The following is a 26,234-nucleotide window of genomic DNA, read 5'->3' on the forward strand; positions in this document are numbered from 1 at the left end:
CGCAAGAGGCGTTGTGAAGCTGTGTAGGAGGTGTGTGAAAAAGTGTGAAGGTTATGCTCCTATCCGTGTGAGGTTGTATATCCTTTGGCTTTCCCCGAGTTGTAAGCATTTATTATGCCCACTATTTTGCTGGTCGAAGACGACGCCGCGCTCTCGGAGCTGATTGCCAGTTACCTGGAACGCAATGGCTACGAGGTCAGCGTGATTGCCCGTGGCGACCTGGTGCGTGATCGAGCCAAATGCAATCCCCCCGACCTGGTGATTCTTGACCTGATGTTGCCAGGCCTTGATGGCCTGCAAGTCTGCCGCTTGTTGCGCGCTGATTCGGCCAGCCTGCCGATCCTGATGTTGACGGCCCGCGACGATAGTCATGATCAGGTGCTGGGGCTAGAGATGGGCGCCGACGATTATGTGACAAAACCTTGCGAGCCGCGGGTATTACTGGCTCGCGTGCGCACGTTACTGCGGCGCAGCAGCCTGATCGAGCCGCACGTGGCCAATGACCGGATCGTCATTGGCAACTTGTGCATTGACCTGTCAGAACGCAGCGTCACTTGGCGCGAGCAAGACATTGAGCTGTCCAGCGGTGAATACAACCTGTTGGTGGTACTGGCCCGGCATGCCGGAGAAGTGCTCAGCCGCGACCAGATCCTCCAGCGTTTGCGCGGCATCGAGTTCAATGGCACCGACCGCTCGGTGGACGTGGCCATTTCCAAGTTGCGGCGCAAATTCGACGACTGCGCGGGGGAAGCGCGCAAGATCAAAACCGTGTGGGGCAAGGGCTACCTGTTCAGCCGTTCCGAGTGGGAATGTTGAAACCATGTTCAAGGTCCTGCTCAGGCTGTATCTGGTCACCATGGTCACGTTCGGCGCTGCCATTTACCTGGTGCCCGAGTTGATCGTCACGCTGTTTCATGATCGGTTCATGAATTACAACGTCGACATGTCGCGCGGTATGCAAACCCTGCTGGTCAAACAATTTCATCAATTACCCGCCGAACAATGGCCCGCGCTGGCCAAAGAGCTGGACAGCCAGTTCGCGCCACTGCGGGTCAATCTGTTGTCGGTCAATGACCCCGCCTTCGATGCCGATGAACAGCGCCAATTGCAGCAAGGGCAGGGCGTGTTGCGCATTGGCGAATGGGGCTGGCGTACGCGGGTGGTGTCGCCTCTGGGCCGGCAGCAGGCGATTGAATTGGTGATGCCTCCCGATCCCTTCGACATGAACGTGTTGTATTGGAGCATCAACGTGCTGATCGGCGCGGCGTTGCTCGGCTGTTTGCTGCTGTGGCTGCGTCCTCACTGGCGCGACCTGGAACGCCTCAAACGCACGGCGGCCCTGATTGGTCAGGGGCAATTGAGCGAGCGCACCCAGATCTCCCCCCGGTCAAACATTCACGGGCTGGCCAGCGCGTTTGACACCATGGCCCAGGACATCGAAAGCCTGCTCAACCAGCAACGCGACCTGCTCAACGCGGTGTCCCACGAACTGCGCACACCCTTGACGCGGCTGGATTTCGGTCTGGCGCTGGTGTTGTGCGACGATCTGCCGCCCGCCAGCCGCGAGCGCTTGCAGCTGTTGGTCGGGCATATTCGCGAGCTGGATGAACTGGTGCTGGAGCTGCTGTCGTTCAGCCGCCTGCAAAACCCGGCGCTGGTGCCGGAACGCGTCGAGGTGTCGCTCGATGAGTTTGTGGACAGCATTCTCGGCAGCTTCGACGAAGCACTGGAAACCCCCGACATCGTACTGGACGTGCTGCTGCACGGCTCGCAGGAGCGCTTTGCGCTGGACCCGCGGCTGACCGCACGCGCGTTGCAGAACTTGCTACGCAACGCCATGCGCTACTGTGACCGGCGCATTCAGGTGGGGGTGAATGTCACTGCGCAAGGCTGTGAATTGTGGGTGGACGATGATGGCATCGGCATTCCTGAAGCGGACCGCGAGCGCGTGTTTGAGCCGTTTTATCGACTGGACCGCAGCCGTGACCGCGCCACAGGAGGCTTCGGTCTGGGGCTGGCGATCAGTCGGCGTGCCCTTGAAGCCCAAGGCGGAACACTGAGCAGCGAAGCGTCCCCCTTGGGCGGTGCGCGTTTTCGGCTGTGGTTGCCGGTGTAAGTCAGATCAAGCGTCGTTGTCGGCTCACGTGCTTGACACCCTCAAGCACCAGCACTGCGACCGCCAGCCAGATCGGGCCGTAAGTCAGCCATTGACCCGCCTCAAGGCTGTCACCGAGCAGCAGGGCGACAGCCACCAGCAACACCGGCTCGACATAGCTGAGCAACCCGAACAGGCTGAAGGGCAGCAACCGGCTGGCCAATATATAAGCGAAGCCCGCCGCTGCACTGATGATGCCCATCAACGGCACAAGCGCGTAGAGCGCTGGCCGTTGTGCGTCCAGATCGACATGCTCGCCGGCCAGCACAAACCACAGCGCCACGGGCACTATCAACAGCATGTCCAGCCATAAGCCGCCCAAGTTATCGATGCCAATTTTCTTACGCAGTACGAAGTACATCGGGTAGCCGATGGCCACTACCAGCGTGGTCCAGGAGAACCCGCCGGTGCGGTACAGCTCATTAGCCACCCCCAGCACTGCCAGTCCGGTGGCGATTTTTTGGAGGTGGGAGAGGTGTTCACCGTAGACGATGCGCCCTGTCAGGATCATGGTCAGCGGCAACAAGAAGTACCCCAGCGATACATCCAGCCCATGGCCATTCAACGGCCCCCACATGAACATCCAGAGCTGGACCCCCACCAGAAAACTGGTGAGCGCAACGCAGGGAATCAAAGCGGGTCGGGCGCGCAAACGCTCAAAGATGAGCGGGACCCATTTCCAGTCGCCGCTCAGGCAAATAAACAGGGTCATGAAGGGCAGCGAAATCAGGATCCGCCAGCCGAAGATTTCTTGACCGTCCAGCGGTCGCAGAAGGGATGTGAAGTAGTACAGAACGCCAAACAAACATGAAGCCAGAATCGATAAAACAATACCTTTGGACACAACAACCTCGATGAATCTACTGCGTTACTCGTATGAGTGGGTACGTAGCTTGAGGCCGTGGAACACCCGTGGCAAATGCCTTTTAAACCAATAAGTTGGCTAGAAAAGTTAGCCAACTGGTTGATTCGTGTAACAAGCAAGCAAATACTGGGCCAAACCCGTTTAAAACACGCGTTCGTGTTGTCGATAAAAAAGATTAACGGTAGGCGCTGGTGACCCTCCGATGGGGCCTGAAAGCTGTCATGAGCTGACAATCCAGCTCATGAGCTGCGCCTCATACGGATTTACGCTGACGCACCATATGCTTGAACCCTTCAAAAACCAGCACCATCACGGCCAGCCAGATCGGCAAATAAGTCAGCCATTGCCCGGCGCTGATGCTCTCGCCCAGCAGCAACGCCACGCACACCAACAACACCGGCTCAACGTAGCTAAGCAGGCCGAACAGGCTGAAGGCCAGCATCCGGCTGGCCATGATGTAGCTGATCAAGGCCAGGGCACTGATCAAACCCAGTAGCGGGATCAGCGTGTACAGGGCCTCGCGCTGGCTGGCCACATCGAAGCCGTGCTCGCCTGTTTGCACGAATAAAAACGCCGCTGGCATCAACAACAGCATGTCCATCCACAGGCCGCCCAGGTTGTCGGTGCCGATCCGCTTGCGCAGTACGAAATACAACGGGTAGCCGATGGCAACCACCAGGGTGGTCCAGGAAAACCCGCCCACCCGGTACACCTCGTTGGCGACCCCGAACGTCGCGAGCGCGGCGGCAATTTTTTGCAGATGAGAAAGGTGTTCTCCGTACACCACACGGCCGGTGAGGATCATGGTCAGCGGCAGCAAAAAGTACCCCAGAGACACGTCCAGGCTGTGCCCGTTGAGGGGCGCCCACAAAAACAGCCACAGTTGCAGGCCCACCAGCGCACTGGAGGCCAACAGTGCAATCCACAGCCGGGGGTGTTGCCGCAGGCGGGTGACGATCGTCGGCACCAGCCGCCAATCCCCCGAAAAGCACATGAACAGGGTCATGCAGGGCAAGGTCAGGAGCATCCGCCAGCCGAAGATTTCGGCGCCGCTCAATGGGTAGAGCAGGGATGTGTAGTAATACATGACACCGAACAGGCTCGATGCCAGAACCGATAAAACAATACCTTTAGACACAACAGCCTCGTTGAAACGCGCATTTTGATTATTAGAAGCGCGTAGCTTGAGGCTCCAAGGGCTGTAGGGCAAATCTTGCTGAGCCTATAGCCTGCGCAGGGGGCAGCAAAACGCCCCCTGCGCAGCAAAATCGATGGCGTCAGGCGTGACGCATGCCGCGGGTCATGCGCAACGCCAGCACACTGCCCCCGACAATCACCGCCGCCAACAGGTACAGCGCAGCGTCGGTCGAGCCCGTGGCGTCTTTGACAAAACCCACCAGATACGGGCTCAAGAACCCCGCCATTTGCCCCATGGAGTTGATCAAGGCCAGGCCGCCAGCAGCCGCGCCTGCACTGAGCATGGCAGTGGGCACAGGCCAAAACATCGGCAGGCCGGTGAGGGCACCCATGGTGGCGATGGTCAGCCCCAAGATGGCAATGGCCGGTTGAGTGGCGAAGTTGACTGCAATCAACAACCCCAGTGCGCCCATCAGCATGGGCACCACTAAATGCCAGCGCCGTTCTTTGCGCAAGTCGGCCGAACGGCCCACCAGCAACATGAACACGGCGGCCAGCAAGTAAGGAATCGCACTCAGCCAGCCAATCACTAGCGTGTCGCTGAAGCCCAGGTTTTTGATGATCGACGGCAGCCAGAAGTTGATCGCATACACGCCACTCTGGATGCAGAAGTAGATCAGGCCAAAGGCCCAGATCGCCGGATTCTTGAATACCGCCAGCAGCGAGTCTGAGGCCGTGGACGGCTTGTTGGCGGCGTCCAGCTGGTGGTCAGCGTCGAGCACGGCGCGCTCGTGAGGCGTGAGCCACTTGGCATTGGCAAAACTGTCGCTGAGCAGGAAGATCGCCAGCCCACCCAACACGACAGTGGGGATACCTTGCAACAGGAACATCCACTGCCAACCGGCCAGCCCGCCCTGACCCGCAGCAAAGTGGCTGAGGATCCAGCCCGAGAATGGCCCGCCGATCAAGCCGGAAACCGGAATGGCAGACATGAACAGCGCCATGATCCGGCCACGACGGAACGTCGGGAACCATTGCGAGAGGTACAACACAACGCCGGGGAAGAACCCGGCTTCGGCGGCACCGGTGAACAGGCGCAGGGTATAGAACTGGGTCGGTGTGGTGACAAACATCAGCCAGGTCGACAAGATGCCCCAAGTCATCATCATCACCGCGATCCAGCGCCGCGGGCCGAACCGGGTCAATGCCAGATTGCTGGGTACGCCACACAACACGTAACCAATGAAGAAAATCCCGGCACCCAGGCCGTACACAGTTTCGCTGAACTTCAGCGCGTCGAGCATTTGTAATTTGGCGAAGCCAACGTTTACCCGGTCGAGGTAATTGAACAGATAGCAGATAAAAATGAAGGGGATCAAACGCAGGGTGATGCGTTTGTAGATGGCGTTTTTATCGTCATCGCCGGTCAGCGAAGCGGGGGCGCTCTGTGACATCTCTTGTCTCTCTTTATTATGTTTTTTCGCGATCCGAGGTTAACGTTGGTCGCTGCGTGAGTCTCGGTCACCCAAACGTTGCTGTCTTTGTGCTGCCGCACAGCGTTTTCTCGCTGGGGCTGTGCGCACGAACAAATGTTTCCAAGGATTGTCACCCTATGTTCGAACTGGATCATGATTTGGCGCAGGACATCGTGGATCGCGCGATGGCCATTTTGCCGTACAACGTTAACGTGATGGACAGCCAGGGGCTGATCCTTGGCAGCGGCGAACCCGAGCGTATCAACACCCGCCATGAGGGCGCGCAACTGGTGCTGGCCAACGGACGGGTGGTGGAAATCGATGCGCAAACCGCCAAATGCCTGAAAGGCGTGCAGCCGGGCATCAATCTGCCCCTGTTGCTCGATCAGCGCCTGATCGGGGTGCTGGGGCTTACCGGGGAACCCGAGCAGTTGCGCACCTACGCCGAACTGGTGCGCATGACGGCCGAAATGCTGGTAGGCCAACGCCATCAGCAGGCCGAACAGCAATGGCGGCGTCAACGCTGCGACGACCTGGTGGCGCTGTTGTTGAGTGAAAGCGGCGACTCACCGCGCCTGATCGACGAGGCTCAGCAACTGGGGCTCAAGCCGCAGCTGTCGCGCATTCCTTATTTGTTTGAACTGGGCAAGGGCCAGAGTGCCGAGGCCCTGAGCGTATGGCTGCAATCGCGCTACCCGGACAGTTGGTGTGTGTGCCCGGCCGACGCCTCGCTGCTGTGGTGCCGTCCGGCCACCACCACGCTGGACGACCTGCGTCTGCTGGAGCGACTCGATGGCCACGGCTGGAATGTGTTACGCATCGCCGCCGGCGGGCAAGCGGATGCGCTCAAAGGGCTGCGCCGGTGTTATCGCCGCGTGGGGGATTTATTGGCCTATGGCCGTGATGTGTTGCCCGACACCCGTCTACTGAGTCTTGACCGCTACCGGTTGCCAGTGATGCTGTGGCGACATCGCAATGACGATGCACTGGAAGAGCTGCTCAATCCGCTGCACAAGGTGGTGGCCAAGGACAGCAACGGGCAATTGATCGCGACCCTGCGCAGTTGGTGTGAGCATGACGGTCAGAGCCAGGCGTGCGCCGATGCGCTGGGCATCCACCGCAACAGCTTGCGCTACCGGATGGAACGGATTGCCGAGCTGAGCGGGGTGGACCCCCTGAGCCTGAACGGCATGCTGGCGTTGTACCTCGGGGTGCAACTGTTGCCCCACACGCCCGGCGTGCAGGCACGGCCAGTGGCCTGAAACGCACGCCAAAAAAAAGCCCCGCGACCGAATGAACGCGGGGCTAAACGGTTGGATGCGACCAACCAAAGGAGCCGTTAAATCAGGTCAACATCAGTGCGCGCTGGCCACCGTTTCAGCTTGCCAGCCACCGCCCAGCGCTTTGTAGATCGCCACCACGCCGCGGTACAACTCGACTTCGGCTTGCGCCTGGCTGTCTTCAGCCGCCAGTCGTTCGCGTTGGGCATCGAGCAACACCAGAAAGTCCACCGTGCCTTCGCGGTAACGGATCGCCGCCAGGTCGGCAGCGGTGCGGCTTGACTCGCTCTGACGAATCAGCGACACCAACCGTTGCTGACGCTTGCCGTAATCACTGAACGCGTTTTGCGATTCTTCCAGTGCCAACAACACCTGTTGCTCGTAGCTGGCCAGTGCGCCCTCGGCTTGAGCATCCGCGCCACGCAAACGGGCGCGCACACTGCCCAAATCAAAGGCTGGCCAGGTGATGCTCGGGCCCAGTGCCCAGGCATTGGCGGCCGCTGAGCCGATCTGCGAACCACGGCCCGCGGTAAACCCCAGGAAGCCGCTGAGACTGACCCGTGGGAACAGGTCGGCCTTGGCCACGCCAATGCGCGCCGTCGCCGCTGCCAGCTTGCGTTCCGCACTGAGGATGTCCGGCCGACGCTGCAACAAATCGCCGGGGTTGCCGATGTTCAGGGCCTTGGCAATGGCCGGCAGTTTGGCCGGGCTTAAATCCACGCTCATCTGCTCCGGGCGTTCGCCCAGCAAGGTGGCAATCCGATTGCGTTCACGCACTTGTTGCGCCTGCAACTGCGGCACGCTGGCTTCAACGGCGGCCAGACGTGCGTCAGCGCGCATCACGTCCAGTTGATCGCCCACCCCCGCATCACGCAGGCTTTCAGTGATGGTTTTGGATTCCTGCTGGTTTTTCAGGTTGTCCAGGGCAATGCGCTCACGCAGTTGCGAACCGCGCAGCTCACCATAGGCGTCCACCAGCTCTGCGATCAGGGTCACTTGCAACTGATACAAATCCGCAGCGGCGACTTGTTCGTCTGCGTCGCTGGCTTCCAGTTGACGCTGGATACGGCCAAACAGGTCGAGTTCCCACGCCATGTCCAGCCCTAGGTCGTAGCGCTCGCTGTTGACGCGTTCATCGGTCTGCCCCGGAATCTGCCCCTTGCCCAGATCGCTGCTGGCGCGGCTGGTAATGGTCGGCATCGCGTCATTGCTGACGTCATCGCGGATGGCCCGTGCAGCCCGCAGACGGGCAAACGCCACCCGCAGCTCGCGGTTGCCTGCCAGCGACTGCGTCACCAACTGGTTGAGGGTCGGGTCGTCGAACTGTTGCCACCAGATCCCTTCAAAATGCGCACGGTCGAAGCCCTTGAGGTACTCGGCGCTGATCTGCGCAGGCTCGGTCTTGGGCGTGTGATAGTCCGGGCCCACGGCGCACGCGCTTAACGCCAGCACCAACAGGCTCGGAAGAAATAGGTTACGGCTCATTGTTGGGACTCCAGCTTCATGTGCCGGGCGGCTTTGCGCGCTTGACTGCGCTCCACGTAGCGGCGGATCAACACGTAGAACACCGGGGTCAGGAGCAAGCCGAAGAAGGTCACGCCCAGCATCCCGGAGAACACCGCGACGCCCATGGCATGGCGCATTTCCGCACCCGCGCCGCTCGACAGCACCAAGGGCACCACGCCCATGATGAACGCGAACGAGGTCATCAGAATCGGCCGCAGACGCAGGCGGCAGGCTTCCAGTACCGCCGCCAGCGGGTCGAGGCCTTCTTCCTGTTTGTCCTTGGCGAACTCGACAATCAGAATCGCGTTTTTGCACGCCAGTCCGACCAGTACGATCAAGCCGATCTGGGTAAAGATGTTGTTGTCACCGCCGGACATAATCACCCCGGTAATCGCCGACAGCAGGGTCATGGGCACGATCAGGATCACCGCCAGCGGCAGGCTCCAGCTTTCGTACTGCGCGGCGAGTACCAAAAACGCCAGCAGTACGCAGAGCGGGAATACAAACAACGCAGTATTGCCTGACAGAATTTGCTGATAAGTCAGCTCGGTCCACTCGTAGGTCATGCCATTAGGCAGTTCTTCCTTGAGCAATTTTTCAATCGCGGCTTCAGCCTGACCCGAGCTGTAGCCCGGTGCTGCTGCGCCGTTGATCTCGGCGGTGACAAAACCGTTGTAGTGCATGACACGGTCGGGACCGGCGGTGTCGCTGACCTTGATAAAGGTCGCCAGCGGGATCATGTCGCCCTTGTTATTACGCACTTTCAACTGACCGATCTGCTCAGGTGCCAGGCGGAACTGCTGCTCAGCCTGCACGTTGACTTGATAAGTACGGCCAAAGCGGTTGAAGTCGTTGGCATACAGCGAACCCAGATAGATCTGTAGCGTGTCGAAGATGTCACTGATGGCCACACCGTGAGTCTTGGCTTTTTCGCGGTCGATGGCGGCGTCCACTTGCGGCACGTTCACTTGATAACTGGTGAACAAACCCGCCAGCTCAGGCACGTTCTGGCTCTTGGTGATGATGTTCTGCACTTCTTTGTACAGCTCGTCATAGCCCAGGTTGCCGCGGTCTTCGACTTGCAGGCGGAAACCGCCAATGGTGCCCAGCCCTTGTACTGGCGGCGGCGGGAAGATTGCGATGTAGGCATCCTGAATGTCAGCGAATTGCGCATTCAAGGCTGCGGCAATCGCCGCTGCCGACTGGCTCGGGTCCTTGCGCTCATCAAAGGGCTTGAGCGGGGTGAACACGATGCCGCTGTTGGGGCTGTTGGTGAAGCCGTTGATCGACAGGCCCGGGAATGCCACGGAGTTCGCCACGCCGGGTTGCTTGAGGGCGATTTCGGACATGCGCTTGATCACCGCTTCCGTGCGATCCAGGCTTGCGGCATCCGGCAGTTGCGCAAAAGCCACCAGGTACTGTTTGTCTTGCGGGGGAACGAAACCGGTCGGCGTGTGAGCAAAACCGACCCACGTCAGCACCATCAAGCCTGCATACAGCAACATCGCGATACCGCTGCCACGGATGATCCGGCGTACCGCCCCGACATAACCATGACTGGCCTTGACGAAGAAGCGGTTGAATGGACCAAACAGCCAGCCGCCGAACAGGCGATCGAGCAGGCGGGTAAAACGGTCTTTCGGCGCATGATGGCCTTTGAGGAGCACCGCGGCCAGCGCCGGAGACAGGGTCAGCGAGTTGAATGCCGAGATCACCGTGGAGATGGCGATGGTCAGCGCGAATTGTTTATAGAACTGGCCGGTCAGGCCAGAAATAAAGGCGGCGGGCACAAACACGGCGCACAGCACCAACGCCGTGGCGATGATCGGGCCGGTCACTTCGCGCATCGCACGCTTGGTGGCGTCGACCGGATTAAGCCCCAGCTCGATGTTACGTTCGACGTTTTCCACTACCACGATCGCGTCGTCGACCACGATACCGATGGCCAACACCAACCCGAACAGAGACAACGCGTTGAGCGAGAAGCCGAACAGGTGCATCACGGCAAAGGTGCCGATCAACGAAACAGGCACGGCCACCAGCGGGATGATCGAGGCGCGCCAGGTCTGCAGGAACAGAATGACCACCAGCACCACGAGGATCAGGGCTTCGAACAGGGTGTGAACCACGGCCTCGATGGAGCCGCGAACAAAGATGGTCGGGTCGTAGACGATGTCGAAGTCCATGCCTTCGGGGAAGCTCTGCTTGAGCTCGGCCATCTTCGCCCGGACGTCGTTCGAAATATCAATGGCGTTGGAGCCCGGCCGCTGGAAGATCGGCAGCGCCACTGCGGGCTGGTTGTTGAGCAACGAACGCAAGGCATATTGACTGGAGCCCAGCTCCACCCGGGCGATGTCTTTGAGGCGAGTGATCTGACCATCGTCACCGGAGCGAATGATGATGTTCTGGAATTCTTCTTCAGTGACCAGCCGTCCCTGGGTGTTGACCGACAACTGAAAGCTGGTGGCATTCGGGGCAGGGGGCGCGCCCAGGGCACCGGCCGCGACCTGACGGTTCTGTTCGCGAATGGCGGTGACCACATCGGTCGCGGTCAGGTTGCGTGACGCGGTTTTGTTCGGGTCCAGCCAGACACGCAGCGAGTAATCGCCCATGCCGAACATTTGCACGTCGCCAATACCATTGAGGCGCGCCAGTTCGTCCTTGATGTTAAGGATGGCGTAGTTGGACAGGTACAGCATGTCGTAGCGCTGATCCGGCGAGGTCAAATGCACCACCATCGTCAAGTCAGGCGAGGCCTTGTCGACAGTAATACCAATGCGCGTGACTTCTTCGGGCAACTTGGGCTGGGTGCGGGTCACACGGTTTTGCACCTGCACCTGCGCGTTGTCCAGGTCAGTGCCCAGCGCGAAGGTAATGGTCAGCGTGATTTTGCCGTCGGCCGTGGACTGGGAAGACATGTACAACATGTTTTCCACGCCGGTGATGGCCTGTTCCAGCGGCGCAGCCACGGTTTCACCGATCACTTTCGGGTTGGCACCCGGGAAGTTGGCGTGCACGACAACCGTAGGCGGCACGACTTCGGGGTATTCACTGATCGGCAACTGGAACAGCGAAATGCCGCCCGCAATCAGGATCAGCAGGGAAAGCACAGCGGCGAAAATCGGCCGCTGAATGAAAAACTGGGAAAAATTCATCGGAGTTATCGTCCCTTAACCACGAGGAGTCGCGACACCGGCCAGCTTTGGCGCGCCGTTGGCGGGCTTGACTGGGGGCAGGTTGCTGGCTTCCAGGGCTTGTCGTTGAAGTGCCAGTGCGGCGAGGGTTTGTTCGGTGGCCATCGGGATCATTTCAGGGGTGACCGGCGAGCCGGGACGCACCCGCTGCAACCCTTTGACGACGATGGTGTCGTCCTTGTGCAGGCCGTTACGCACGATGCGCAACCCTTCGATTTTCGGGCCCAGCTCCACAGCGCGGTAGATCGACTTGTTGTCGCCATCCACGACCAGCACGAACTTCTTGCCCAGGTCAGTGCCGACCGCTTCGTCGTTGATCAGCACGGCGGAGTAGGTACCGCTGCCCACCAGCTTCAGGCGCGCATACAGCCCCGGCGTGAAGCTGCCGTCGGCATTGTCGAACACCGCGCGGCCACGGATGGTGCCGGTTTTGGGGTTGACCTGGTTGTCGACAAAGTTCATGTGGCCCAAGTGCGGGTTGCCGTCTTCATTGGACAGGCCCAGGTACACCGGCGTGGTCTGGCCGCGCTGGCCTTCGCGGGCCAGTTGTGTGTACTTGAGGAATACGCGCTCATCGGCATCAAAGTAGGCGTACACCTTGTCGGTAGAAACCACGCTGGTCAGCGGCGTGACATCCGCTGTCACGATATTGCCCGCCGTGATTTGCGCGCGGCTCACACGCCCGCTTATCGGGGAGGTGACGCGGGTAAAGCTCAGGTTCAGCTTGGCCAGGTCCAGCTCGGCCTGCACAGCCGCGACGGCGGCGCGCGCTTGCTGTGACGCGGTGCTGCGCGAATCTGCCAGCTCTGCCGAAATGGCATTGCTTTGGCGCAGGCGTTCGCCGCGCTGGGCTTCATTTTCGCTGCGGGTGGCGTTGGCGCGGGCTTGTTGGAGCTGGGCTTCGAGGCGGCGAACATGTGCCTGAAACGGACGCGGGTCGATCTGGAAGAGAACGTCGCCTTTCTTCACCAACGCACCCTCGGTGAAAGCGACCTGATCGATCTGACCCGACACGCGAGGGCGAATCTCGACCGTTTCCGGCGCCTCAAGACGACCGGTGAACTCGTCCCATTCATTAACGGGTTGCTCAAGCACCTTGGCCACACTGACTTTCGCAGCGGGCGCGGGGGCAGTCGCTTGAGGGGTTTTGCCGCATGCACTCATCACCACGATGGCCAAAGCGGCCAGTGGGAAGCGCAAATGTTTAAGTGACCGTTCCATGAGGGGGAGTCCGCCAATCTGTTGAGATGGGGCGGATAATGCTGGCGCATGTGCTGGCGCACGAATCGAACCCAGCGAAGGTCATTATCATCCGGAATGATATAAACCCGAGCCAAGCCCTCTAGCCTGCGCTTTTTGTTAGGGGGCTATCAATTAAATTTTCTGTCATGGCTGGGGTTAGCGGAGCATTGCAACCGAACACCCCTGTCAGCACCTTCTTGAGCCAGGGAACGGCAGAGCCATGCCCGACTCTGCGAGTTTTATCGAAATTCGCGCGCCCCAACCGACGTGTTTGACGCAAAGACTTATGAGAAGAAGACGTCGCCCTGGCACTCTTTCTTGAAACCGCCAATAAAAGTCCAAGACTCAATACAGTTCAAATAACAAGGGTGTGAGTACGGAAACTGTAACTATTTGAGTGCGTTCATTCGATCTAACGTGCGCAGGTATTGTTCACCTGACATTGAAATAGTCGGGATCAATCCACAATAGCCACTAATCTGACAGCAACTTGAAACATACAGCACTATTTTGAATTACCCCGTAAATCTTGGGCGAATGAAATTTTATATCCCTCGACTGCACACTGTCGCCGCTTTGGGTTGCACCGGCATCACTCGAATTCACTATGAATAACTCGCGCACGTCGTGACTGACTGCGTATTTCACTGGCAATGCCGTAAGGTTTTAATGATTTATGAAAGCACTGAGTTTGGTGGGCGCGAACACAATAGGGCTGATTGAATATTCGTTGACGCATACCTTACCCGCCGATGGTGTTGAAATCGACATCGTCATGTCCGGTATTTGCGGAACTGATCTGGCCGTTTTAGCAGGCAGAGAAGAAGGGCAAACAGGTAGTGTTCGCGGTCATGAAGCGGTCGGAATCATTGTCAGGGTAGGTGAGGGTGTTAAAACACTGCGTCCAGGCATGCGCGTAGTGATAGATCCCAATGAATATTGCGGCAGTTGCTCCCCTTGTATCAGCGCTCAAACCCATTTGTGCACCGGTGGCGCTCAGCAGGGGCTCGATATTGCCGGGGTGAATAAGCACGGTACGTTTGCCAATCGCTTTATCACCCGCGAACGGTTTGTCCATTGCCTGCCCGACGACATGACGTGGGAGACAGGTGTATTGATTGAACCGGTCGCCTGTATTTTGAACAACATTGATCAGGCCGCGATCAAGCCGGGGGAGCGCGTTTTATTACTGGGTTCTGGCCCTATGAGCCTAGTGGCGCAGTTGCTGCTTCGTGCCATGGGGGTTGAGACAGTTGCGACAGACCTGAACACTTTCCGTGTCGCGTTTGGCAGCGCATTGGGACTAACGGTCATTCACCCTCAATCCCTTGAATTAAATAGACCAGAGCACGAAAAATTTGATGCCGTGATAGACACGGTCGGCAATCAGCTTGACGCAGCCGCTCAGGTTGTCCGCCGGGCAGGCAGAATCCTGTTGTTTGGGTTTAACGGTAATTATCAATTCTCGCTGCCGGTTAAGCACTTTCTTGTGAATGCCATCAGCGTTATTGCTGCTGGCGAATACAACCAGCATTTTCCCCGAGCGATTCGGTTAGCTCATAAACTTCCAGAGCTGGGGAAGCTGGTCACCCATCGCTATTCACTGGAGGCGTATTCAATAGCGTTTGACGCGCTGTTAAATGACCCTTCTGCACCCATGGTGAAATGCGTATTCACCCCGAATCCAGACTACTTGTAATACTCAGCCGTCATTCACTTAAAGGACTTATGATGAAAGTTACTGTATTTAGCCAAGTTTCAATTGATGGAAAACTCACACTCGGCAGTCAAGCATCAAGCAAACCCTTGTTTAAGCACTTCGACGATGAAGACATGCGCTTCATTCATAAGTTTCGAGGCGAGGTGGATGCCATCATGGTGGGGCGCAACACCATTGTGACGGATGACCCTCAGTTAAATAACCGCTTTGGGAGTGGTCGTCATCCCATCCGAATCATTCCAACCGCCTCACTGGACTTCTCCTTATCGTCTAAAGTCTTAAGCTCTCCTGAACACACGATTATTGTGACGATTGAACAGGCGCGTGATCACGCGATGGTTGATCAGATCCGCGCGCAAGGGAAAGAAGTCATATTTTCCGGTGTTGACCGCGTTGATTTCAAACAGCTCTTCCCTCTGTTGGAAGCGCGAGGCATCAAACACATCATGGTTGAAGGCGGCGGCCATCTGAATTGGCAAGTGTTCAATCTAGATTTGGTCGATGAAATCATGCTTATGCAACTGCCGATCATTATTGGTGGTTCAGAGACAACCACCCTCACTGACGGCGAGGGCTATCAAGATATTGACATGACCAACGCGTTCAAACTTCACGCATTTGAAGCGCGTACGCACTATAACTTCCTCCACTTCAAGCGCGAAAATGAACTGTGCAGTGCGCACTGATGCGGAACGTTCAAGCCGTTATTTTTGATATGGACGGGGTACTGATCGACAGTGAGCCGTTGTACATGGAACAGGAGCAGCGCTCTTATGCGCGTTATGGCGTTACGCTGGACCCAACCGAACTGTCAAAGTTTGTCGGTACCACGCAACGTTATATGTGGAGTGTCATCAAGCAGGATTACGCACTGACAGAATCCCTTGAGGTGTTGATGGCTCAACATCATGCGCAATTGTTGAGCCGTCTGGCCAAGGAACCGTTGTTGGCTATGCCGGGGGTGTCAGCACTTCTAACCCTGTTAAACAATGCCGGCATACCGTGCGCTGTGGCGTCTTCTTCACCCCGAGAACTGGTTGACATTATTTTGCGTAAAACGCAATTGCTCACGTTCTTCAAGACGGTGGTGTGTGGCGATGATGTCACGCACAGCAAACCTGATCCCGACATATTCCTGCTGGCCGCAAAGCGGCTTGGCATAGCGCCTGAGCAATGCCTGGTGATTGAAGACTCGCATCACGGTGTGACCGCTGCCAAGGCAGCGGCAATGCGGTGTGTGGGTTATCAGAATCCTAACTCAGGGCAGCAAAACCTAAGCGCGGCAGACATTCGTGTTGAACACCATGATCAAATTAAACAATGGATGTGTGGGCAATAATTAATGAAGCATTTTGATATTTCAGCATTGAAATGGATAAACAAACCGGCTCAATTTTCACTTTCCGACAGTGAAATAGTCATTCACACCTCACCGGACACCGATTTTTGGCGGGGTACGTATTACGGTTTGGAATACAACAATGCACCCGGCATTGTACTGGCCAGTGATGAGCCGTTCTGGACGTTAAAAGCCAAGGTGGCCTTTACCTCGACAACCTACTTTGATCAGTGCGGCCTGTTTATCTATCAGGACGAAAACAACTGGATGAAAAGTGGCATTGAGTACCAGAGTAATGGCTACCAGCAGCTGTTCTCTGTGGTGACGAATAACGGCTTCTCGGATTGGTCCATGGCCAACTTTGATCGTGTGACGCAAACCATGCACTATCGTTTAAGCCGACGTGGCAGTGACTTTCTTCTCGAAAATTCAGTCGACGGTGTCGACTTCATGATGATGCGTATGTTTCACCTGTTCCATGCGCAGGAGAGTGTTCAATTCGGCTTTTTTGCCAGCAGCCCGGGGGACTCATCGTTTGCTGCACATTTCTCTCAGATCGAGTGGTCGGAGTGCTGTTGGAACGCGCACGGCTCCTCACGTTTTTAAACTCTAGAGTTACTTTCTTCATGATGTCTTTATGCAGACCTGAGCGTCGCGCGCTGTATGCGTGTTATGCCGCCATGATGTGTTTGGCGATGGCGCTCAACTTCTTACCGGTCTTCCTGACTACGTTCAGTCATACGTTCGGAGCCGCGTCCGGGCTGACAACCGAGCAGCTTGGGCGCATCCCGGCGGTGATGTTTCTCAGTTTCATCGTTGCCATCCTGATCACGGGGCCGTTGGCGGACAGAGTACGTATTGCGCTGATCATCAGGTTTGCCCTGGGCACCACCTTGGTGGGGCTAGGGTGGGTGGCGATGGCTCCGTCCTATACGTTGCTGTTGTGTGCCGTTGCCGTCATGGGGTTTGGTGCCGGGATGCTGGACATGATACTCAGCCCCATCGTCGCCGCGTTGCAACCCGAACGGCGCAGCGCGGCGATGAACTGGCTGCACGCGTATTTCTGTATTGGGGCTGTAGCGGCCGTGCTGATTGCCAGCGTTGCGCTGCAATGGGACATTTCGTGGCGAACGGTTGCGCTGATTCTGATGGTTGCTCCCCTGGCCACACTGCTCTTGTTCTTGGGCTTAACCTTACCCCCTTTGATTAAAGAAGGCGGCCAACGTGAGTCGATGCCCACGCTGATCAAACAGCCTTATTTCATCGCGTGCCTGCTTGCGATTTTTCTTGGAGGGGCCACAGAAGTGGGGTTGTCCCAATGGCTGCCGGCTTTTGCCGAACAAAGTTTGGGGTACTCAAAAGAAGTGGGCGGTTATACGCTCGCCGCTTTTTCTGTCGGCATGGCGCTGGGTCGCATAGGCGCCGCATTGTTGCAAGAGCGCGTACCGGCCATTTCACTGATGTTGGGGTGCTGTGCCGTCACCGTGGTGCTGTTCTTCGTGATCAGCTTTTCGTCCAGTCCGGCCCTCGCTTTGGCCGCTGCCATTGCTGCAGGATTCTCGGGAAGTTGCCTGTGGCCGACAATGCTCGCCATCACGTCAGAGGCTTACCCACAAGGCGGGGCTACGATGTTTTCTGTACTGACCGCTTCCGGCAATGCCGGGTGCAGCCTGGTGCCGTGGATCGTCGGGATTATTGCTGCGTACTCTGACTTGCATATCGGGCTATTGGCCGTCACGTTTTGCCCGGCGGCCATGATGGTGTTGCTGGTGTGGATGTCTCGTTGTTCACCCCCCAAAAAAACCAACATCCTCAACGCTTGATAGATCACGCAATCCCCCATCAAAACGGTGTCCGGTTCAGCGGTACTCCTGAACCGGAATGGCGTGACTACCGCATTCAGGTACGGGCCTGGAAACAGGGCGCGGAAGGCTTTCCCGATTCAGATAAAAGACCTGCACGGCCAGGCTGATAACCAACATATCTGAGAAGGCCCTTATCATGCGGGGGGGGGGGGAGTATTTTGTGTGTTTTGTGCTCGCGGGAAAGCTCAAGGAAAGACGTCTAGTGCAGAACTGCTTGCTTTTTACGAGCTGTGATTGGTTGAATGCCCGACTTTTAGGTATGGATGTGGCGAGCATGAAAGTGAAAAAATTTGAAAGTCCGATGAAACGACTTGGATTCGTCATTTTTTGTTTGTCTTCGGCCCTTTGCCTAGTCGCCTTCCTGATTACCTATAAAACCTATTACGACATTGGTTTTTATTGGCTTGCGCATTTGATTTTCGATGGCTCCGATCAGTGGCAGCAGACAGCTTTCAAGCTTGGTCTGGTGGGTGCGATCGTGGGCGCGGCGTTGGCTTGGGATTATGCGTCAGTCGTTAAACGCCTTTACAAGTGGGTCAGCAATGGCTGATGAGATCGAGCCAGTATTTCCCGCTTCACCCGGTGCACCTTAAGAAAATCAACGGCGTTGACACGTTGTGATAAAGGCTTCACCTAAAGAGAACCCGCCCTGTGCGGGTTTTTTCATATCTGGAGATTGAGAATGCCCATCACCACGCAGCAACTGCTGCAGATCCTCCCGAACGCCGGCCACGTTGCCGGCGTTCTTGCACCTGTACTGAACACCGCCATGAACCGCTATCAGATCGTCGGCGCCAAGCGCGTTGCGGCGTTTATCGCACAGATCGGTCATGAGTCCGGCCAGCTCAAATACGTGAAAGAGATTTGGGGGCCGACTAAAGCGCAGCTCGTTAGGAAGGCCGCGCTGAGCTCGGCAACACCTACCCGGGCGACGGCCCAAGTTTCGCGGCCGTGGCCTGATCCAGATCACGGGCCGCGCCAACAACACTATGGGCATCTATGGCTATTCGATTGCAGCGAGCGCCAGAGAAAGCAGCAATGTTTAAAGGAGTTGCCATGTGCCTTCGGGCATGGGGTGCTAGAGGTTTGGCTGTGGCTGGGATGTCTTGAATTTTCGTGCTTTGGCAGAACGCCAGGAGAGGGGCTAAACGGGGAATTGCGGAACAGCTTTCAGAATTGCGGAGCAAAAACAAAGGGCCTGCATGAAGAATCTCATGCAAGCCCCTGATTTGTTTGGTGCCCGAAGCCGGAATCGAACCGGCACGTCCTTTCGAACGGGGGATTTTAAGTCCCATGCGTCTACCAATTTCGCCATTCGGGCGGTAGCGCGGTGTAGCGCGTCAAACCGGCGGGTCTTGCTGAATCGAAGTACCCAGGCCTGCGTGACAGGTGGATGAATATATAGAGGCTTACGGGATGAAGCAAGTTGGAGAGTGCACATTTTTTATCCTCAGACTCAACAAAACCTTCGAAAAATCAGGTGCCTAGGGTTTCGGGGAGTTTGTTCGAAGGGGATTATCCTGATCGATGCATGAAAGTTTCAGGTTAATGCGTAAGTTTTTTGGGAGGGCTAGGCTAGGGTGTCTGTAGGTCTGAGACAGAAGTGGGTGAAATGAATTCAAGTGTGCTCTATGCGCTCTCGGCGGCAGCCTTGTTCGGCGCCAGCACGCCGCTGGCCAAGTTGCTGGGGGCCGACATGTCGCCCGTGCTGCTGGCAGGCTTGTTGTATTTGGGCAGCGGGGCGGGTTTGCTGTGTGTGCGCTGCCTGCGGGATCGCGGGTGGAAGGCTTCAGGCCTGAATGCAGGTGAATGGCCATGGCTGGCGGGAGCGATTGCCTTCGGTGGCGTATTAGGCCCTGTGGCGCTTATGTACGGGCTGACGCTGACCTCAGGCGCCACGGCATCGCTCATGCTGAATCTGGAGCCCGTACTGACCGCACTGCTGGCATGGGTGGTGTTCAGGGAGAACGCCGATCGCCGTATCGTGGCGGGAATGCTGGCCATTATTGCGGGGGGCGTGGTGTTGTCCTTGCCGTCAGGGCAGGGGGCCAGTGGCATGGGCTCGTGGCTGGGCCCGCTGGCAGTGGCGTTTGCCTGTTTGTGCTGGGCGGTGGACAACAACCTTACGCGCAAAGTGTCGGCGTCTGATGCGCTCTACATTGCCGGGGCAAAAGGTGGGGTTGCCGGGCTGGTGAATTGCGTACTGGCCACATCACTGGGCGCCCGATGGCCCTCGGTGGAGGTGCTGTCCCCGACATTATTGATTGGCTTTTTGGGTTATGGCGTGAGCCTGGTGTTATTCGTGTTGGCCTTGCGCGGGCTGGGGGCGGCGCGAACAGGGGCGTTTTTTTCGACCGCGCCGTTTTTGGGGGCTGTGATTTCAATCGTGATACTGGGTGAATCGGTCTCGTGGCTGTTTTGGCTCGCGGCGGCGTTCATGGGCCTGGGTGTATGGCTGCACTTGACTGAGGTGCATGCACATGACCACCAGCATGCGCGTCTGGAGCACACTCATCGCCATCGCCATGATGAGCACCACCAACACGTTCATGACGCCGATGACCCGGCTCTGGAACCCCATACCCATGCACATGTCCATTTGCCTGTACGCCACAGTCATCCTCACTTCCCGGACATTCATCACAGGCACCGGCACTGACCCTGAAGTACCCGGCCTTAAACGGAGCACATGAGCGCGCATGTTTGAACACGTCGACGTTAACTACCTGCTGGCCACCTACGGTTACTGGGCCATCTTTATCGGCTGCCTGCTCGAAGGCGAGACCATCCTGATTTTGGGCGGCATGGCGGCCCATCAGCATGTCCTGAAGCTGCTGCCCGTCATCGGCTACGCCAGTCTGGCGGGGATGTTGGGTGATCAGCTGTTGTTCTGGGCGGGTCGCTACTTTGGCGAGCGCCTGCTGCCGCGCTTGCATAAACAACAGGCGGCCATCGACAAGGTCACGTCGTTGATTCAACACCATCCCACGGTATCGATTTTTTCGGTGCGCTTTCTGTACGGCATGCGCCTGGTAGGCCCCATGGTGATCGGCGCGAGCAAGGTGTCCCCCCTCAAGTTTGCGTGCATCAACCTGGTGGGCGCGGTGGTGTGGGCCACGCTGTTTGCCAGCGCAGGGTATTGGGCAGGGGAGTTCCTGCAACGAGTACTGGGTGATTTGAAACCTTATCGTCTGCCGATTGCGCTGGGCGTGGTCGCCTTGGTGGTGGCCGTGGGGTTGATCCGTCATTTCAGAGCAAAGCGCAAAACTGCTTAGTCAAATGCGATGCACAGTGTGCAGCGCCCATGGCGGGTACGCGGTTGCAAAAAATAATCCTGAAAGGCAAAGTCCGGCTACCCGGTTGCGTGACGCCCCCCTTGACCTAGACTCTTGTTCAGCAGGTCGAAGGGCAGGTTTCATGTCGTGTTGGCGAGGGTTGCGCGCCGGTCCGATGACAAGAAAGGAGGTCCGCATGTTGATACGCTCAATGATCCTCGCCAGTGTGCTGGTCACGGGAATAGCACACGCCGTTGAAGTTCCCAACCCCCTTGATCAGGAGCGCGCAAAGGCAAGGCCACTGGTAATTGTGGCGCGCACAGAGCGTGACCCCACCTTATTCACCCTGAAAAAATCCCTTGAAGACCCGGCTAAAAAAAAGGCCTTCGATGAACGCAACATGGTGCTCTACACCATTGTCGGCATCACCGGTCAGCGTGACGGCAAAGACCTTGAGCCGCAGTCCACCATGTCGCTGATCCGGGGGCTCAAACCGGGCATGATCATTGATCAAGCCAAGGTGTTTCTGATCGGGAAGGACGGCGAGATCAAATACAAGTCAGAGGGGGAAGCGGACCTCGACACGCTGTTCAAAACGGTCGATGCCTTGCCGCCTGCTGAACAGACCCTACAAGCGCAAGCTCAGCCCGAGCCAGCAGGCACACCGGGCACCCCGAACAAATCCGGCAAGCCCGCAAAACCTGCAAAACCGGTCAAAGCCCTGGAGGATTAAATCCGCGACAAAAAAAGGCCCGCTGGGGGAAGCGGGCCAAGAGGGATTCACTAAAGGAGTGAGTTCAATCTAGCCCCCTGAATGTGAATGCCATGTGAAATGCATGTATTCAAAACAGTAAAGGCCCGCAAAGTGTTCGGTTGAAATACAGCTCAGCTGTAGCGCAAGGCGCAGCAGGCAATCCGTTAGGGTGTAGATCATCAACCCTTGCCAGCCGGATGTCGTTATGCCGCTTTCCCCCGAATTGATCTCTGCTTTCATGTTGTTTGCTTTTGTGTCGTCCATCACCCCCGGCCCCAATAACACCATGCTGTTGGCCTCAGGGGTCAACTTCGGCTTTCGCCGCACCATTCCCCATGCACTGGGGATCAGTGCCGGTTTCATGGTTTTGGTTCTGGCCGTGGGGCTCGGGCTGGGGGGCGTCTTCAAGGCGGTGCCCATGGCCTACACGGTCTTGCGTTACCTCGGCGCTGCCTACTTGCTGTACTTGGCCTGGAAAGTCGCCACGTCGGGGCCATTGTCCACCGCAGACAACGATCACCGTCAGCCATTAGGCTTTTGGGGAGCTGCCGCCTTTCAGTGGGTCAACCCCAAAGCCTGGGTGATGGCCGTAGGCGCAATCACCACGTACACCCCGTCTCAGGGCTACCTCACCAATGTGTGCGTGATTGCGCTGGTGTTCGCGCTCATCAACTTGCCGAGCGTCTGCCTCTGGGCCGGTTGTGGCAGCGCATTACGCAACGTATTGACTCAACCAAAGTGGTTGCTGGTGTTTAACGTGACAATGGCGCTTTTACTGGTGGTGTCGCTGTACCCGATTCTGTTCGATCAGTGATCCTGTTCATCCGGGTCATTGAGCCATTCCTGACTCAGCGTGTCTGTATCCCCCAGATACTCCAGTAGCCAGCTCATGGCGGGCGAGTGATTGTTCTGGACCCAGGCAATACAGGACGGGCTGGCCGGGAAGGGCCGTTGCAAGTGCAAGGCCACCAGCCGGCCTTGCTCGATGAGCGGGCGCGCCAGATGGGCGGGCACCATGCCGACACACAGGCCCTCACTCAAGCAGGCCAGGGCCGATGACCAGTCGGGCACCATCATTCGCCGCTGGTTGTCGAGCGTCCAAGTGTCCCGTTTCGGCAAGCTGCGCGAGGTATCGTCCATGCACAGGGACGGATATGGCCGTAGCTGCTCATCACTGAGTAACCCTTCGAACGCCGTCAGCGGGTGATCCGGGCTTGCCACGCATAGCCAGTGCAGAAACCCCATGTCCCGGAACGCAAAACTGCCCGCCACCGGTATGGCGCGCGTGGCACCGATGACCATGTCGGTACGGCCGTCCACCAGTGCGTCCCACACACCGTTGTACACCTCGTAGTGGACGATCAATTCGACGTCGGGAAAGTGCCGGTAAAAGTCAATGACCATTTGCTGGCAACGCGGCTGTTTGGTGATGCAGTCCACCGCCACCCGCAACTGGCCGCTCCAACCATTGGCCACCTGCTGGCACAGACGCCGGGTGCCGAGCATTTTTTTCATCACATCGCGGGCCTCTTTGACAAACAGCTGCCCGGCGGCAGTCAGCTCCACATCGCGATGGCGACGCACGAATAACGGCACGGCCAGCCACATTTCCAGTTGGCGCACGGTATAGCTCACGGCCGAAGGTACGCGATGCAGTTCTTGAGCCGCGCCGCTGAAGCTGCCATGGCGGGCCACGGCATCAATGACATCCAGAGAGTATTCAGACCACACAATGCTGCCTTCAAAATAATTGATGTCACACAGAAAATATTATCGCTTCACAAGCCAATGCTCAGCCGGATAATGCGCGCCAGTCAACAAATTGTTTGATGGGAAGATTTAGGTGCACATGAAAAACTCGTTTGGATTCACGCTGTATCTGGCCGGGCTCAGCATGCTGGGTTATCTGGCCATGGACATGTACCTGCCGGCATTCGGCACCTTGCGCACAGACTTACAGTTGTCGGCAGGCGCTGTGGGCGCCAGCTTGAGTATCTTTCTCGCCGGTTTTGCGGTGGGTCAATTGCTGTGGGGGCCTTTGTCGGACCGCCTGGGCCGAAAGCCGGTGCTGCTGGCCGGGCTGTCGATGTTTGCCCTGGGGTGCCTGGGCATGCTGTGGGTCGACAGCGCACTGTGGCTATTAAGCCTGCGCTTCATTCAAGCCATCGGCATTTGCGCCGCGGCCGTGACCTGGCAAGCCCTGGTGATCGACCGTTACCCGGCAGACAAAGCCAATCGCGTATTCGCCGGCATCATGCCGTTGATGGGCCTGTCCCCCGCCTTAGCGCCGTTGCTGGGCGCGGTGGTGCTCAATCACCTGGGGTGGCAAGCCATCTTCACGGTGCTGTTTGGGATTGCCGTGTTGCTGTTGCTGCCCACGCTGTTGCTTAAAGAAAAAGCCCGGCCGCGCATTCAAGAGCACGTGGCACGCGTGAGTTATTGGCAACTGCTGCGTTCGGCGACGTTCAGTGGCAACGTCATGATCTTTGCCGCGTGCTCGGCGAGTTTCTTTGCCTGGCTGACGGCCTCGCCCTTCATATTGGGCGACATGGGGTACAGCCCGAATGACATCGGCTTGAGCTACGCCTTTCCGACGCTGGCGTTTTTGATCGGAGGTTACAGCTGTCGCAGTGCGTTGCAGCACATCAAAGGTCACACATTACTGCCCTGGTTGCTGCTGGCGTACTGCATCAGCATGGTGGGTCTGTATGCAGTGGCGACACAAACCGAGCCGACGCTGACCACGTTGCTGATTCCGTTTTGCCTGATGGCACTGGTGAACGGCGCGAGTTATCCGATCGTGGTCGCCCACGCGCTGCTGCCGTTTTCAGAGAATTCCGGCAAAGCCGCTGCCTTGCAAAACACGCTGCAGTTGGGCCTGTGCTTTCTCGGTAGCCTGGTGGTGTCGGCTTATATCTCGCATCCGCTGGAGATCACGGTGGATGTCATGCTGGCTTCGGCACCCGTGGCTGTACTTGGTTATTTGATCCAACGTCGCAGGGCCACCGCCGAACGTCTTGCAACGCGCTGAACTTTGTCGCGAACGGGGGCATCCAAGCTTCATCGAGTCACACTGTGAGCCTTTGGATGACCCAGATCATTACCCCCGAAAGCCCTGAACAGGTGCATTCCGAACATGATGCAAAAATGTTCGGATCACCCAAGGACCGCCTGGACTTCTACCGGCGCGAAATTCAGTACGAGACCAGCATTCTGTCCCACCGCACTGACGCCTACCTGGCGGCCCAGTCGTTTTTGGTGATTGCCTTCGCCTCGTGCATGGCCAATCTGAACCCGGAGTGGGGCAAGTTTTTCACCCTGACCGTGCCGCCGATGCTGGCCGTGCTGGGGCTGATGATTTCATTGAATGCCTGGCCAGGCATTCGTGCGGCGTACGACATCATTGACCACTGGCACTTCAAGCAAAGTGAGTTGCTGAGCAGCGAACCTCAAATGGGCATGGCGTACGACGAGTCGCCGTTGTTCTGCGAGATGGAGTCCACCCACAAGGGGTACAAAAAATCGCTGATGTTTTCAGTGCGTTCCCCGTGGTTGTTTGCCATTTTCTGGATGGTACTGGGGGCATTCTCGCTGTATATCCAGATCGACAACCCCTTGTCGTGATGCACCGCGCAGACCAAAAGGCCGAATTTACTCACGTAAATCCGGCCTTTTGCTGACGGCCTTCAGGCGACCTCTACCAGCACGATTTCGCTGTCTTGCAGCGCCGTTACCCGCAGCACCTGTTCATCGACAATCGCCACGCCATCCCGCGCGTTGGCGCGCACCCCGTTGACCTCGATCGCTCCGCTGGCGGGCACCAGATAAGCGCGGCGTCCCTCACTCAGCCGATAATCGGCGGTTTCACCGGTTTTCAGCGTGGCCGCCATCACCCGGGCGTCGGCGCGGATGCGCAAACTGCCGTGATCTTCCTCCTTACCGCTGGCCAGCGTCACAAAGCCTTCGCGTTGGCCCTTCGGAAACGGCTTGGCGCCCCAAGAAGGCGGATCCCCGGCCTGATTTGGCAAAATCCAGATCTGGAAAATCTTCGTTGCCGTGGATTCCAGGTTGTATTCGCTGTGGGCAATGCCGGTGCCAGCACTCATCACCTGCACGTCGCCCGCTTCGGTACGGCCTTTATTGCCCAAGTTGTCTTCGTGGCTAATAGCCCCTTCACGCACGTAAGTGATGATTTCCATGTCGCGATGGGGGTGCTTCGGGAAGCCGGTGCCGGGCGCGATGATGTCGTCATTCCACACCCGCAGATTGCCCCAGCCCATGCGCTGCGGGTCGTAGTACTCGGCGAACGAAAAGTGGTGATGGGCATCCAACCAACCGTGATGGGCGCCGCCCAAGGTGTTGAAGGGTCTGAGTTCAAGCATGATGCATCTCCTGTTCTGGTCAGTCGGGTGCAATGAACAGTGACC

General features: G+C 57.6%; 23 protein-coding genes, 1 tRNA gene and 1 pseudogene. 16 read left to right on the forward strand and 9 right to left on the reverse strand.

Going from position 1 to position 26,234, the window contains the following annotated elements:
- The first annotated feature begins 114 nt into the window (after positions 1-114).
- On the forward strand, positions 115-816 hold the full coding sequence (locus BKD70_RS20440; RefSeq protein ID WP_047274657.1) for a response regulator transcription factor: 702 nt from the start codon (positions 115-117) through the stop codon (positions 814-816).
- Positions 817-820: 4 nt separating this feature from the next.
- Positions 821-2,116, forward strand: a complete 1,296-nt coding sequence (locus tag BKD70_RS20445; protein WP_047274656.1) for an ATP-binding protein — start codon at positions 821-823, stop codon at positions 2,114-2,116.
- Between the two features lies 1 nt (position 2,117).
- On the opposite strand, the gene rarD (BKD70_RS20450) is transcribed toward BKD70_RS20445, so the two are convergent.
- The 3 genes from rarD (BKD70_RS20450) to BKD70_RS20460 all read right to left on the reverse strand — a co-directional run bounded on the left by rarD (BKD70_RS20450) (position 2,118) and on the right by BKD70_RS20460 (position 5,611).
- Entirely contained in the window at positions 2,118-2,999 is an 882-nt protein-coding gene (rarD, locus tag BKD70_RS20450) for an EamA family transporter RarD (RefSeq protein ID WP_047274655.1), read from the reverse strand.
- 274 nt (positions 3,000-3,273) lie between these two features.
- Positions 3,274-4,158, reverse strand: a complete 885-nt coding sequence (rarD, locus tag BKD70_RS20455; protein ID WP_047274654.1) for an EamA family transporter RarD — start codon at positions 4,156-4,158, stop codon at positions 3,274-3,276.
- Between the two features lie 139 nt (positions 4,159-4,297).
- On the reverse strand, positions 4,298-5,611 hold the full coding sequence (locus BKD70_RS20460; protein WP_047274653.1) for an MFS transporter: 1,314 nt from the start codon (positions 5,609-5,611) through the stop codon (positions 4,298-4,300).
- Between the two features lie 158 nt (positions 5,612-5,769).
- Here BKD70_RS20460 and BKD70_RS20465 point away from each other — a divergent pair, with 158 nt between their 5' ends.
- A complete protein-coding gene (locus BKD70_RS20465) occupies positions 5,770-6,894 on the forward strand; it encodes a sugar diacid recognition domain-containing protein (protein ID WP_047274652.1) in 1,125 nt (374 codons plus the stop codon).
- Positions 6,895-6,987: 93 nt separating this feature from the next.
- Here the strand turns inward: BKD70_RS20465 and BKD70_RS20470 are convergent, their stop codons facing one another.
- The 3 genes from BKD70_RS20470 to mexE are packed head-to-tail and all read right to left on the reverse strand — an operon-like array spanning position 6,988 to position 12,833.
- Positions 6,988-8,397 (reverse strand): efflux transporter outer membrane subunit, encoded by a 1,410-nt coding sequence (locus tag BKD70_RS20470; protein WP_047274651.1) that lies wholly within the window; start codon positions 8,395-8,397, stop codon positions 6,988-6,990.
- Positions 8,394-11,573, reverse strand: coding sequence for an efflux RND transporter permease subunit (locus tag BKD70_RS20475; RefSeq protein ID WP_047274650.1), 3,180 nt, complete (start codon positions 11,571-11,573; stop codon positions 8,394-8,396). Before BKD70_RS20475 ends, BKD70_RS20470 begins: the two co-directional genes overlap by 4 nt.
- Positions 11,574-11,588: 15 nt before the next feature.
- Entirely contained in the window at positions 11,589-12,833 is a 1,245-nt protein-coding gene (gene mexE / locus BKD70_RS20480) for a multidrug efflux RND transporter periplasmic adaptor subunit MexE (RefSeq protein WP_047274649.1), read from the reverse strand.
- Between the two features lie 697 nt (positions 12,834-13,530).
- On the opposite strand from mexE, the gene BKD70_RS20485 reads away from it, so the two are divergent.
- From BKD70_RS20485 to BKD70_RS20515, 7 genes and pseudogenes are all read left to right on the forward strand, one after another.
- A complete protein-coding gene (locus BKD70_RS20485; protein WP_052892162.1) occupies positions 13,531-14,553 on the forward strand; it encodes a zinc-binding dehydrogenase in 1,023 nt (340 codons plus the stop codon).
- Positions 14,554-14,585: 32 nt separating this feature from the next.
- Positions 14,586-15,260, forward strand: coding sequence for a dihydrofolate reductase family protein (locus BKD70_RS20490; protein ID WP_047274648.1), 675 nt, complete (start codon positions 14,586-14,588; stop codon positions 15,258-15,260).
- Positions 15,260-15,913 carry an HAD family phosphatase gene (locus BKD70_RS20495; protein WP_047274647.1) on the forward strand — a complete coding sequence of 218 codons (654 nt, stop codon included), beginning with the start codon at positions 15,260-15,262 and terminating at the stop codon, positions 15,911-15,913. Before BKD70_RS20490 ends, BKD70_RS20495 begins: the two co-directional genes overlap by 1 nt.
- 3 nt (positions 15,914-15,916) lie before the next feature.
- Positions 15,917-16,519 (forward strand): DUF1349 domain-containing protein, encoded by a 603-nt coding sequence (locus BKD70_RS20500; RefSeq protein ID WP_047274646.1) that lies wholly within the window; start codon positions 15,917-15,919, stop codon positions 16,517-16,519.
- The gene (locus tag BKD70_RS20505) at positions 16,483-17,736 is read left to right on the forward strand and encodes a sugar MFS transporter (RefSeq protein WP_240478017.1); all 1,254 of its coding nucleotides are present in this window, start codon (positions 16,483-16,485) and stop codon (positions 17,734-17,736) included. The genes BKD70_RS20500 and BKD70_RS20505 overlap by 37 nt, the downstream gene beginning before the upstream one ends.
- Before the next feature lie 316 nt (positions 17,737-18,052).
- A complete protein-coding gene (locus BKD70_RS20510) occupies positions 18,053-18,328 on the forward strand; it encodes a hypothetical protein (RefSeq protein WP_047280633.1) in 276 nt (91 codons plus the stop codon).
- A 132-nt stretch (positions 18,329-18,460) separates the two neighbouring features.
- Positions 18,461-18,761 (forward strand): annotated as a pseudogene (locus tag BKD70_RS20515) (glycoside hydrolase family 19 protein); the annotation flags it as partial.
- Between the two features lie 251 nt (positions 18,762-19,012).
- On the opposite strand, the gene BKD70_RS20520 reads toward BKD70_RS20515, so the two are convergent.
- Positions 19,013-19,099 (reverse strand) — tRNA-Leu (locus BKD70_RS20520).
- Between the two features lie 291 nt (positions 19,100-19,390).
- On the opposite strand from BKD70_RS20520, the gene BKD70_RS20525 reads away from it, so the two are divergent.
- From BKD70_RS20525 to BKD70_RS20540, 4 genes are all read left to right on the forward strand, one after another.
- Positions 19,391-20,437 (forward strand): DMT family transporter, encoded by a 1,047-nt coding sequence (locus BKD70_RS20525; RefSeq protein WP_047274564.1) that lies wholly within the window; start codon positions 19,391-19,393, stop codon positions 20,435-20,437.
- Positions 20,438-20,477: 40 nt separating this feature from the next.
- Positions 20,478-21,053, forward strand: a complete 576-nt coding sequence (locus BKD70_RS20530) for a DedA family protein (RefSeq protein ID WP_047274566.1) — start codon at positions 20,478-20,480, stop codon at positions 21,051-21,053.
- A gap of 196 nt (positions 21,054-21,249) precedes the next feature.
- Positions 21,250-21,786 carry a DUF4174 domain-containing protein gene (locus BKD70_RS20535; RefSeq protein WP_047274567.1) on the forward strand — a complete coding sequence of 179 codons (537 nt, stop codon included), beginning with the start codon at positions 21,250-21,252 and terminating at the stop codon, positions 21,784-21,786.
- Between the two features lie 226 nt (positions 21,787-22,012).
- The gene (locus BKD70_RS20540) at positions 22,013-22,621 is read left to right on the forward strand and encodes a LysE family translocator (RefSeq protein ID WP_047274568.1); all 609 of its coding nucleotides are present in this window, start codon (positions 22,013-22,015) and stop codon (positions 22,619-22,621) included.
- Here the strand turns inward: BKD70_RS20540 and punR are convergent.
- Positions 22,615-23,538: a DNA-binding transcriptional activator PunR gene (punR, locus tag BKD70_RS20545; protein ID WP_047274569.1), complete on the reverse strand. Its 924-nt coding sequence runs from the start codon at positions 23,536-23,538 to the stop codon at positions 22,615-22,617. The two genes, BKD70_RS20540 and punR, sit on opposite strands and share 7 nt — an antisense overlap.
- Positions 23,539-23,656: 118 nt before the next feature.
- On the opposite strand from punR, the gene punC reads away from it, so the two are divergent.
- Positions 23,657-24,838: a purine nucleoside transporter PunC gene (gene punC, locus BKD70_RS20550; protein ID WP_047274570.1), complete on the forward strand. Its 1,182-nt coding sequence runs from the start codon at positions 23,657-23,659 to the stop codon at positions 24,836-24,838.
- A 56-nt stretch (positions 24,839-24,894) separates the two neighbouring features.
- Positions 24,895-25,431 (forward strand): hypothetical protein, encoded by a 537-nt coding sequence (locus BKD70_RS20555; RefSeq protein WP_047274571.1) that lies wholly within the window; start codon positions 24,895-24,897, stop codon positions 25,429-25,431.
- Positions 25,432-25,493: 62 nt separating this feature from the next.
- On the opposite strand, the gene BKD70_RS20560 is transcribed toward BKD70_RS20555, so the two are convergent.
- On the reverse strand, positions 25,494-26,189 hold the full coding sequence (locus BKD70_RS20560) for a pirin family protein (protein ID WP_047274572.1): 696 nt from the start codon (positions 26,187-26,189) through the stop codon (positions 25,494-25,496).
- Between the last annotated feature and the right edge of the window lie 45 nt (positions 26,190-26,234).

This window comes from Pseudomonas sp. BS-2016, from assembly GCF_001806145.1.
Classification (GTDB): domain Bacteria; phylum Pseudomonadota; class Gammaproteobacteria; order Pseudomonadales; family Pseudomonadaceae; genus Aquipseudomonas; species Aquipseudomonas lundensis.

Coding starts and splice junctions, on each gene's coding strand:
- BKD70_RS20490 (WP_047274648.1), top strand. CDS start 14,586: ATGAAAGTTACTGTATTTAGCCAAGTTTCAATTGATGGAAAACTCACA.
- BKD70_RS20535 (WP_047274567.1), top strand. CDS start 21,250: ATGTTGATACGCTCAATGATCCTCGCCAGTGTGCTGGTCACGGGAATA.
- BKD70_RS20485 (WP_052892162.1), top strand. CDS start 13,531: ATGAAAGCACTGAGTTTGGTGGGCGCGAACACAATAGGGCTGATTGAA.
- BKD70_RS20525 (WP_047274564.1), top strand. CDS start 19,391: ATGAATTCAAGTGTGCTCTATGCGCTCTCGGCGGCAGCCTTGTTCGGC.
- BKD70_RS20445 (WP_047274656.1), top strand. CDS start 821: ATGTTCAAGGTCCTGCTCAGGCTGTATCTGGTCACCATGGTCACGTTC.
- BKD70_RS20555 (WP_047274571.1), top strand. CDS start 24,895: ATGACCCAGATCATTACCCCCGAAAGCCCTGAACAGGTGCATTCCGAA.
- BKD70_RS20495 (WP_047274647.1), top strand. CDS start 15,260: ATGCGGAACGTTCAAGCCGTTATTTTTGATATGGACGGGGTACTGATC.
- BKD70_RS20475 (WP_047274650.1), bottom strand. CDS start 11,573: ATGAATTTTTCCCAGTTTTTCATTCAGCGGCCGATTTTCGCCGCTGTG.
- BKD70_RS20530 (WP_047274566.1), top strand. CDS start 20,478: ATGTTTGAACACGTCGACGTTAACTACCTGCTGGCCACCTACGGTTAC.
- BKD70_RS20510 (WP_047280633.1), top strand. CDS start 18,053: ATGAAAGTGAAAAAATTTGAAAGTCCGATGAAACGACTTGGATTCGTC.
- BKD70_RS20500 (WP_047274646.1), top strand. CDS start 15,917: ATGAAGCATTTTGATATTTCAGCATTGAAATGGATAAACAAACCGGCT.
- BKD70_RS20440 (WP_047274657.1), top strand. CDS start 115: ATGCCCACTATTTTGCTGGTCGAAGACGACGCCGCGCTCTCGGAGCTG.
- BKD70_RS20460 (WP_047274653.1), bottom strand. CDS start 5,611: ATGTCACAGAGCGCCCCCGCTTCGCTGACCGGCGATGACGATAAAAAC.
- BKD70_RS20470 (WP_047274651.1), bottom strand. CDS start 8,397: ATGAGCCGTAACCTATTTCTTCCGAGCCTGTTGGTGCTGGCGTTAAGC.
- BKD70_RS20540 (WP_047274568.1), top strand. CDS start 22,013: ATGCCGCTTTCCCCCGAATTGATCTCTGCTTTCATGTTGTTTGCTTTT.
- BKD70_RS20560 (WP_047274572.1), bottom strand. CDS start 26,189: ATGCTTGAACTCAGACCCTTCAACACCTTGGGCGGCGCCCATCACGGT.
- mexE (WP_047274649.1), bottom strand. CDS start 12,833: ATGGAACGGTCACTTAAACATTTGCGCTTCCCACTGGCCGCTTTGGCC.
- BKD70_RS20465 (WP_047274652.1), top strand. CDS start 5,770: ATGTTCGAACTGGATCATGATTTGGCGCAGGACATCGTGGATCGCGCG.
- punC (WP_047274570.1), top strand. CDS start 23,657: ATGAAAAACTCGTTTGGATTCACGCTGTATCTGGCCGGGCTCAGCATG.